Source organism: Devosia psychrophila, from assembly GCF_000971275.1.
GTDB classification, from domain to species: Bacteria; Pseudomonadota; Alphaproteobacteria; order Rhizobiales; family Devosiaceae; genus Devosia; species Devosia psychrophila.
The window spans coordinates 1-8590 of record NZ_LAPV01000034.1 but is presented as its reverse complement, the minus strand read 5'-3'; the positions used below and the strand labels follow the sequence as shown (position 1 = coordinate 8590).

Below are 8590 nucleotides of genomic sequence, written 5' to 3'. Positions count from 1 at the left end.
GATCATCTACCCGGGGCTTGCCGCGCACGTCGGTTGGAAGCAGCGGCTCGATCCGGGCCCACTGCGCATCGGAAAACCAAAAGAAATCACCCATAATCACCGCCTCCTCAATGAGGCAGTGAATCACTGCCCGATTGGTATGGGAATCCACTTATTGGGTCCGGACCCTAGTTGAAACGAGAAATACTGTAAGGAGTTGGGTCGATAAACGGCGTTTCACCGGTCATCATCTCGGCTAACAGGCGCCCGGTGGCGGGGCCCAAAGTCAAGCCATGGTGGGCATGGCCGAGCGCCAGCCAAAGGCCTTGTCGCCCTTCCGGACCAACAATTGGCTTCATGTCGGGCGTACAGGGGCGCGCGCCTAGCCAGGCATTTGTGTCGAGCCGTTCGCCTAGGGGATAAGATAAGGCTGCGACCTGCTCAGCGCTATTCAGCTGCGCCGGGTTGGACGGCGCATCAAGCAAGGCAAATTCTGCCCCGGTAGTGAGGCGAATGCCGCGATGCATCGGTGCGACGAGAAACCCGGCCTCGTCGTAGATCGGCATGGAAATGCCAATATTACCGCGTGGCCCGTAGTGCATGTGATAGCCGCGCTTGACGCCCAGCGGCAGCCGTCGACCGAGCTTGCGCAGCAGCTTGTCGGACCACGGTCCAAGTGCGACCACTGCATCGCGGGCTGTTACGGCGCCGTCGATCGTATCGACCTCCCAGCCGCTAGCCACCTCACGGAGAGTGGTCGCGTCGCTAATGGCAAAACGTCCACCCAGCTTTTGGAACAGGCGGAGGTATGCCTGGGTCAGCGCCAAAGGATCGCGAACGGTCCAGGGCTGCGTCCAGTGAATGCCACCAGCCAGTTCGGCTGTCACTCCGGGTTCCTGACTCTTCAGCCTAGAGGGGTCGAGCACTTCATGTTCGAGGCCAAACCGGCTATGGGCCTCGGCCTCCGTCTGGGCAGCGTTAAAACTCGCTTTGCTGCGATAGACCTCCATCCAGCCCGCCTTGCCGATCAGGTTCGATGCCCCTGCTTGCTCGACCAGCGGCGCATGTTCGCTGACGGCATGGGCGATGAACTTGGAATAATCGTCGACGATCTTTTGGTACGAAGCTGAGCGCGAGTACCACCAGTATTGCAGAAGAAAATTGGACAACTTTGGCAGTGCCCGCCACTGGAAGCGCATGGTAGTGCTCTGGTTGCGGGCGTAGCTGAGCAGGGTTGGAAGATCCTGCGGAAACAGGTGCGGTGCCACTCCTTCGCGCTGAATCAGTCCAGCGTTGCCAAACGAGGTTTCTTCGCCGGCACCGCGGCGATCTACCAGCACAACCGAACGACCGCGCATGGCCAGATGGATCGCGACACTCACGCCCACAATTCCAGCGCCAAGCACAAGGGCATCCACTTTCATCGCACCAACTCGCCTTAAGAGATAAACTTAGACATCCATCGACAGCTTGCGACCGCTGGCAATCAGGGTCTGCTGCAGTTCCGCACGCTGTTCATTGGTGATGTCCATCGGCAAGACCAAACAGATGGTAGCCTGCACCCTTCCGTCAACGCCGAAAATCGGCGAGGCGAGGCACTGTGTAAAGCTGTTAATCAGCCCGCTGGTTGCCAAGATGGTACTGCCACGGGCGCCGATGCAATCGGCAACGAAATCTGCCATTGGCATCACCCGCTTGTCGGGAAGTGTAAGATCTTCAGGCGATACCAGGGCCTCAATTTCAATCGGTGTCATATGAGCCAACATAAGACGGCCTGATGCGGTCCATGGCAGTGGAATCTGCCCGCCGGCCTGCGAGCTGATGCGCATTGGCCGGGAGCCCGGATGGGTGTGGACGATCGCCTGGCGATTGCGGTTCAGCACGCAAAGCTCGCTGGTTTCCCCGGTCAGCCGCGACAGGGCGTCGACCTCGGCAGAACCGCGCCGGATCACATCATTCTCGCGCATGTAGTTGATGCCATAAAGGTAAATCAACTTGCCAAAAGAGACCTTATTGTCGTCGCCGCTGAGCTCAAGAATGCCCGACTCGGTCAGCACCCGCACCAGCTCGTAAATGGTCGAGCGGGGGGCGCCGAGCGCCTTTGGCAGCTCCGCCACGCGCACCGGCCGACCGCTTTCATTGAGGTACGCCATCAGCTTGAGCACACGGTCGATACCGCGCTCCCTGCTCACCTCGGCCTTGCTCTGCATCATTACCAATTCAGTCATTGCTCCTCCTGCAGCACCCCTATTGCAAAGCGACAACTTTGTCATTAGCGTCTTAAATATCGGAGTGTTGTCCGATATACAAGACATACTCGTTCAGACAGTAACTGGCGGGATCAGGGATCGCAACGGAGGCGAAGATGACGGACGTTTCTAAACGCAGGGAATTTCTGAAGATCGGCATGGGCAATGCCGCTCTGGCAGGCGGCATCGGACTGGTAGCTTTGAACGCCCAAAAAGCGGCGGCGCAGTCTGCCCCCGACAGCCTATTGCGCACTGTCATCGACCGGGGTCACCTGATCGTCGGTACCGGCAGCACCAATGCCCCGTGGCATTTTGAAAATGATGCCGGCGAATTGGTCGGCATGGACATCACCATGGGCAAGATTTTGGCCAAGGCGCTGTTCGATGACGAAACCAAGATCGAATATGTGCTGCAAGACGCAGCCCAGCGCGTACCAAACGTCATCACCGGCAAGGTCGATATCTCGATCCAGTTCATGACCATGTCCGGGGCCCGCGCCCAGATCATCGCCTTTGCCCGCCCATATTATGTCGAGGGTGTGTCGCTGCTGACCAGCCCCAAGGGCACGATGAAGAGCTTTGACGAACTGCTCGCCGGTGGCGCCAATACGCGCGTCTCGATCCTGCAGAATGTCGACGCTGAAGCCGGCGTGCACGAAGTGCTGCCAGAAGCCCAGGTGATGCAGATAGATACCCAGGCCAACGTGATCCAGGCGCTGGAAGCTGGCCGCGTCGATGCCGCGGCAGTCGATCTGTCGACCGTCAAGTGGCTCGTCGCCCGCAATGCCGACCGCTATGTCGACAGCGGCAAGTCCTGGCGTTCCATGCTATACGGCGCTGCCGTGCGCCAGGGTGACCTCGACTGGTTGCAGTTCGTCAACACGGCCTTCACGATCGCTATGTTCGGCCATGAAACCGCGCTCTACGACGCAGCCTTCAAGGACTATTTCGGCCTCGACGCCCCTGTGCGCACGCCGGGCTTCCCGACGATCTAGCCTCCTAAGTCAGCCAGCGCCTTCAAGCGCTGGCTGCGGATTTCCGCACCGGTGCGGAGCAAACGGATGAATGGCAGGCAGCATGGGATATCAACTCAGCTTCAACCAGATCTGGACCAATTTCGACAAGCTGGCCGAAGGCCTGCTGCTGAGCCTGGGGCTCGCTTTCATCTCCATCCTGATCGGCGCGATCATCGGTCTGGTGCTGGCGATCTGGTATGTCTCGGCAGGTCGTGTCGCGCGGACGTTCATCTCGGGTTATGTCGAGTTCATCCGCAACGTGCCCCTGCTGCTGCTAGTCTATCTGGTGTTTTACGGCCTGCCCACTGTCGTCAATATTTCATATAGCGCGCCAGTGTCGTTTGTCGTCACCCTGTCGCTCTATGCCGGAGCCTATCTGGTGGAAGTGTTCCGCTCCGGACTTGATGCCGTGCCAAAGGGACTTCTCGACGCCGGCAAGGCCATGGGACTCACGCCCTGGCAACGCCTGCTTTATGTCCGCCTGCCGACCATGACCCGCATCACGCTGCCAGCACTGTCCAACACCTTCATTTCGTTGTTCAAGGACACCTCCATCGCTTCGGTGATCGCGGTACCGGAACTGACCTATGGTGCGCAGTGGATCAACAACAAGACCTTCCGCATCGTCGAAGTCTACGCCGTCACCACAGTGCTTTACGTCGTGACTGGCTACGCCATCCTGTTCGGGCTGCGACTGCTTGAACGCCGCTTCAGGGTGGAGCGCTGACATGGACGCCATAATCTATTCCCTGCCCTTTTTGATGAACGGCCTGGGCGTGACACTGCTGGTCTCGGCCATCGTCGTAGCTCTCTCCCTTGTCATTGGCGTACTGCTTGGCATCGGGCTGATTTACGGCCCCTGGCCGCTGCGCTGGCTGATCCGCTTGCTGAGCGATTGCATTCGCGGCATCCCGATCCTGGTGCTGATCTTCGTGGTCTATTACGGACTGCCGCCCCTGGGACTGAACCTCAGTTCATTCTGGGCGGCAGTGCTGGCGCTGACCGTGTTCAAGTCGGCGCATGTCATCGAATATGTCCGCGGCGCTGTGACCTCCATTCCACGTGGGCAGATGGAAGCCGGCATGGCTATCGGGCTGATCTTCCCACAGCGCCTGCGTTATGTGATCTTGCCCCAGGCTATGCGGCGCTTCCTGCCACCATGGCTGAATGGCGTGACCGACGCCGTCAAGGGCAGCGCTCTCGTATCGCTGCTTGGCGTTGTCGACTTGATGCAGGCCATCAACCAAGTCATCGGCCGCACCTATGAGCCGCTGCCGCTCTATGTGCTCGGCGCACTGATGTATTTCGCGATCAACTACAGCCTTTCCACCCTTAGCAAGGTGCTGGAACGACGCTATTCATATATCCGGGAGTGAGCCGCATGACCGCGACCAACCTTTTGCAGATCGACAAGCTGAGCAAGTCTTTCGCCGAAAACCAGGTGCTGAAATCAATCGATCTCAGCGTCGCCGCCGGCGAAGTCGTCAGCGTGATCGGCCCGTCCGGCAGCGGCAAGACCACCTTGCTGCGCTGCGTCAATTTTCTCGAAGTCTATGACGGCGGCTCCATCCAGATCGATGGGCGCGAGGTCGGCTATGTCGACACCAGCAGCCGGAAGCGGCGGGGCGAGGTTGACCTGGCCGGTATGCGGGCAGAAACTGGCATGGTGTTCCAGAGTTTCAACCTGTTCCCGCACCTGACGGCAGAACAGAATGTCATGCTCGGCCTTCGCCGGGTACGCAAGAAGCCGCTCAAGGAAGCCCGGGAGATAGCGCAGCACTGGCTGTCGCGCGTGGGACTTTCACACAAGGCGGACGCCTTGCCTTCCGAACTCTCCGGGGGCCAGCAGCAGCGTGTTGGAATTGCCCGCGCCGTCGCCATGGATCCCAAGATTTTGTTGCTCGACGAGATCACCTCGGCCCTCGACCCTGAACTTGTGAACGAGGTGCTAGACGTCGTCCGCCAATTGGCCGTCGACGGCATGACCATGCTGATGGTGACGCACGAGATCGCCTTTGCCCGTGATGCGAGCCATCGCATCGTCTTCATGGCCGACGGCCTGGTTTCAGCCCAGGGCAAGCCGGATGACCTGATGGCGGAGGTGGCCACCAACGAGCGGCTGCGCAACTTCTTGTCGCGCTTCAGCGCTACAGCCCACTAACCGAAAAGAGACGACCATGCCAAATCTGGCGCGCCTTGAACCGCACGGCTTGAAGCTGTTGCCCATTCCCAGTCCGATCGGCAATTTCCGCAATTACATTCGCACCGGCTCACTGATCTTCATCTCGGGCCAAGGTCCGCGCGAGGCGGACGGCACCTTACATGAAGGCAAGGTCGGCATCGATGTGACGACCGCCGCAGCTTACGAACATGCCAAGCTGACCGGCCTTAACCTGCTGTCCGTGCTGGCCGACGCCATCGGCGATCTGGGCAGAGTCAGCCAGGTGGTCAAATTGCTTGGCCTGGTCAATGCCGCGGACAATTTCACCAACCATCCCGAAGTAATCAACGGCTGCTCAGACCTGTTCACCGCCGTATTCGGCGAGATCGGCCAGCATGCCCGCTCGGCTATCGGCGTTTCGTCCCTCCCAAATAATATCACTGTCGAGATCGAAGCCATCTTCGAACTCCGCGCCTAGAAAGTTCAGCATTATGGCATCCGCCATCAACGCCACCAGCAATACTCCGATCCGCGAGCGCCTGGGCCTACGCCCAATCATCAATGTCTCGGGCACGATGACGGCCCTGGGCGCCTCGATCATGGTGCCGGAGGCTATAAGAGCCATGGCCGAGATCGCGCCTGAATTCGTTGAAATAGACGATCTGCAGCGGCATGCCAGTGCCACCGTGGCTCGGGTAACGGGCGCCGAAGCTGGTTTCATCACCGCTTCTGCTGCTGGCGGCATTGTCATTGCCGTAGCTGCTGCAATGACAGGCGACCGGTCCTTGGCCGTCGAGCGCCTGCCACTCGATACCACTGGGCTCAAGAGCGAAGTCATCCTGCAACTGGGCCACAATGTCGGCTATGGCAACAGCATCGACCAAGCGATCCGGCTTGCGGGGGGGACACCGGTCTTGGCCGGCACCGTTAGCTCCACTCAACCCTATCAGGTGGCCGACGCCATCACGGATGCGACAGCCGCCGGCATTTACGTCGTTGCTCATTCGACGATCGCCTACGGCATGCTGACGCTGCCCGAGTTCGTGGCAATCTGCCACGACATGGGCGTGCCGGTGATCGTCGACGCCGCCTCGGAATACGATTTCCGCCGCTTTATCGCCGAGGGTGCTGACCTGGTGATCTATAGCGGTCACAAGTTTCTGGGCGGGCCGACCTCAGGCATCATCGCCGGCCGCAAGGATCTAGTTCGATCGGGATATCTGCAGAACCGGGGCGTCGGCCGCAGCATGAAGGTTGGCAAGGAAACCATCGCTGGCGTCATGGCGGCGCTCGACGCCTGGCAGGTGCGCGACCATGCCGGCATCAGAGCAAGTGAGCAACTCGCACTCGAAGGCTGGCAGGCGGCGCTTGCCGACCGCACCGGCATCGAGACCGAGATAAGCCCAGACCCAACAAACAATCCGCTCGACCGGCTTGAAGTCCGCGTGCTGCCAAACAGCGGCTTCACCGCCTATGGACTTGCCTCCACACTGGCGGCGGGTTCGCCCCCGATCATGGTGCGCGGGCATCAGGCCGAGAAGGGCATTTTTTGGCTTGATCCCTGCAATCTCCATCCTGGCGAAGCCGACACCGTTGCCAAGCGACTGGCTGAAATCCTCAGCGGGGAACGCCCGGACAATGCCATGGCCGTCCCCGTTAAATCGTCATCCAGAACTCTACAGTGGCCTGATTAGGCCCACCGCTCCATCCCAATTCGAGGTATTCGTCGTGTCCAATGATATTCGCCAGGATCTGGGGCTGCGCCAGGTCATCAATGTTTCAGGTACCATGACGGCGCTGGGCGCCTCCATTGTGGTGCCGCAAGCAATCGACGCCATGACGCGCGGTTTAAGCCAGTTTTTCGAGATGACGGCGCTGCACAAGCAGGCGAGCAAGGTGATCTCCGACCTGACCGGCGCCGAGGCCGGGTTCGTGACAGCCTCATGCGCATCCGGAATTACCCTGGCGGTTGCCGGCGCCATGACCGGGTCCGACCTGCTCGCCATCGAGCGCTTGCCCGATACTGGCACGCTCAAGAACGAGGTGGTCATCCCTTCTGGCCACATGATCAGCTTCGGTGCGCCGATCGAGCAAATGATCCGGCTTTCCGGCGCCAAGGTCGTGCCTGTGGGTCAGGCCACCGCCAGCTCGGCCTATCAACTTGCCACCTCGATCAACGAAAATACGGCCGCGGCCGTGTTCGTGATTTCGCACCATGTCGTCGACTATGCGCAGATCCCGATCGCCACCTTTATCCAAGTCTGCCATGAAAAAGGCATACCCGTCATCGTCGATGCAGCCTCGGAATATGACCTGACGACGGTTCTCGCCCTCGGCGCTGATATCGTCATCTGGTCAGGCCACAAGTTCTTGGGCGGTCCGACCTCCGGCATCGTGTCGGGTTCCAAGGACCTGGTTCGTGCCACTTACTTGCAGAACCGCGGAATTGGTCGCGGCATGAAGGTCGGCAAGGAAAGCATCATAGGCGTAATGGCTGCAATGATCGCCTGGAAGACCCGCGACCACGAGGGAATTCGCGCCCGCGAACGCTCTGCGCTCAATGTATGGAGCGAGGCGCTCGCCAACAGACCAGGCGTGACGGCAACTGTCGTACCGGACCCAACCAAAAACCCGCTGGATCGCATGAAGGTCAGCATCGATCCGCAGGCCGCCCATATCTCGGCATGGGACCTTGCTATGCGCCTAGCCGCCGGCGACAGCCCCATCATCGTTCGCGACCACGAAATAGAGCATGGCCACTTCTTCCTCGATCCCTGCAATCTGCATCCGGGCCAAGAATTCATCGTCGCCGAGCGGCTGAGCGAAGAACTCGGTAAAGCTGCACTTGCTAATGACGTCACCGAAACGCCCATCGAAGACATCTGGCTCGACCGCGAGGCGAAAATTCTGCAATGGCCCGACTGATCGATAATCGGCCTGGGGCAGCCGCTCGGTTATTGTTAGGCTTTAATGAGCAATGTAACACGAAACCCGAAGTCTCAAGATCGAGCCAAGCGGCAGCTTTCAGGATTTCGGAAACCTGTTGCGGATGTCTGCAAATGGTGAAGGGTTTCGGGTGCCTCTTGGCGTACGAAAGCCTCTCATGCAGGAACCCGTGGTCCGCAGGTGTTGCGCTATGGGTTTTGCTGTTTTGGGGTGATCGAGTGCGTGCCTCGAACAGGGGC

Annotated in this window: 9 protein-coding genes and 1 pseudogene; 7 read left to right on the top strand and 3 right to left on the bottom strand. The window is 59.6% G+C overall.

Annotation, left to right across the window (positions count from 1 at the left end):
- The 3 genes and pseudogenes from WH91_RS24845 to WH91_RS03075 form a co-directional block, all read right to left on the bottom strand.
- A pseudogene (locus WH91_RS24845) lies at positions 1 to 94 on the bottom strand (IS5/IS1182 family transposase); the annotation flags it as partial.
- Between the two features lie 73 nt (positions 95 to 167).
- On the bottom strand, positions 168 to 1403 hold the full coding sequence (locus WH91_RS03080) for an NAD(P)/FAD-dependent oxidoreductase (RefSeq protein ID WP_046169559.1): 1236 nt from the start codon (positions 1401 to 1403) through the stop codon (positions 168 to 170).
- 27 nt (positions 1404 to 1430) lie between these two features.
- Positions 1431 to 2189 (bottom strand): IclR family transcriptional regulator, encoded by a 759-nt coding sequence (locus tag WH91_RS03075; RefSeq protein WP_244542491.1) that lies wholly within the window; start codon positions 2187 to 2189, stop codon positions 1431 to 1433.
- A 155-nt stretch (positions 2190 to 2344) separates the two neighbouring features.
- Between WH91_RS03075 and WH91_RS03070 the strand changes: the two genes are divergently transcribed.
- The 7 genes from WH91_RS03070 to WH91_RS03040 all read left to right on the top strand — a co-directional run bounded on the left by WH91_RS03070 (position 2345) and on the right by WH91_RS03040 (position 8330).
- Entirely contained in the window at positions 2345 to 3223 is an 879-nt protein-coding gene (locus tag WH91_RS03070) for a transporter substrate-binding domain-containing protein (RefSeq protein ID WP_046169557.1), read from the top strand.
- An 82-nt stretch (positions 3224 to 3305) separates the two neighbouring features.
- Positions 3306 to 3971, top strand: coding sequence for an amino acid ABC transporter permease (locus WH91_RS03065; RefSeq protein ID WP_046169561.1), 666 nt, complete (start codon positions 3306 to 3308; stop codon positions 3969 to 3971).
- Position 3972: 1 nt separating this feature from the next.
- Positions 3973 to 4620, top strand: coding sequence for an amino acid ABC transporter permease (locus tag WH91_RS03060; protein ID WP_046169556.1), 648 nt, complete (start codon positions 3973 to 3975; stop codon positions 4618 to 4620).
- Positions 4621 to 4625: 5 nt separating this feature from the next.
- Complete coding sequence (locus tag WH91_RS03055; RefSeq protein ID WP_046169555.1) at positions 4626 to 5405, top strand: amino acid ABC transporter ATP-binding protein; 780 nt, start codon at positions 4626 to 4628, stop codon at positions 5403 to 5405.
- 16 nt (positions 5406 to 5421) lie between these two features.
- A complete protein-coding gene (locus WH91_RS03050) occupies positions 5422 to 5883 on the top strand; it encodes a RidA family protein (protein ID WP_046169554.1) in 462 nt (153 codons plus the stop codon).
- 13 nt (positions 5884 to 5896) lie between these two features.
- Positions 5897 to 7099, top strand: a complete 1203-nt coding sequence (locus tag WH91_RS03045; RefSeq protein ID WP_046169553.1) for an aminotransferase class V-fold PLP-dependent enzyme — start codon at positions 5897 to 5899, stop codon at positions 7097 to 7099.
- A 34-nt stretch (positions 7100 to 7133) separates the two neighbouring features.
- Positions 7134 to 8330: an aminotransferase class V-fold PLP-dependent enzyme gene (locus tag WH91_RS03040; protein WP_046169552.1), complete on the top strand. Its 1197-nt coding sequence runs from the start codon at positions 7134 to 7136 to the stop codon at positions 8328 to 8330.
- The last annotated feature ends 260 nt before the right edge of the window (positions 8331 to 8590 follow it).

What these genes read in the sequence shown, in the direction of transcription:
- WH91_RS03080 (WP_046169559.1), bottom strand. Translation starts at nt 1,403, where the DNA reads ATGAAAGTGGATGCCCTTGTGCTTGGCGCTGGAATTGTGGGCGTGAGT.
- WH91_RS03075 (WP_244542491.1), bottom strand. Translation starts at nt 2,189, where the DNA reads ATGCAGAGCAAGGCCGAGGTGAGCAGGGAGCGCGGTATCGACCGTGTG.
- WH91_RS03070 (WP_046169557.1), top strand. Translation starts at nt 2,345, where the DNA reads ATGACGGACGTTTCTAAACGCAGGGAATTTCTGAAGATCGGCATGGGC.
- WH91_RS03065 (WP_046169561.1), top strand. Translation starts at nt 3,306, where the DNA reads ATGGGATATCAACTCAGCTTCAACCAGATCTGGACCAATTTCGACAAG.
- WH91_RS03060 (WP_046169556.1), top strand. Translation starts at nt 3,973, where the DNA reads ATGGACGCCATAATCTATTCCCTGCCCTTTTTGATGAACGGCCTGGGC.
- WH91_RS03055 (WP_046169555.1), top strand. Translation starts at nt 4,626, where the DNA reads ATGACCGCGACCAACCTTTTGCAGATCGACAAGCTGAGCAAGTCTTTC.
- WH91_RS03050 (WP_046169554.1), top strand. Translation starts at nt 5,422, where the DNA reads ATGCCAAATCTGGCGCGCCTTGAACCGCACGGCTTGAAGCTGTTGCCC.
- WH91_RS03045 (WP_046169553.1), top strand. Translation starts at nt 5,897, where the DNA reads ATGGCATCCGCCATCAACGCCACCAGCAATACTCCGATCCGCGAGCGC.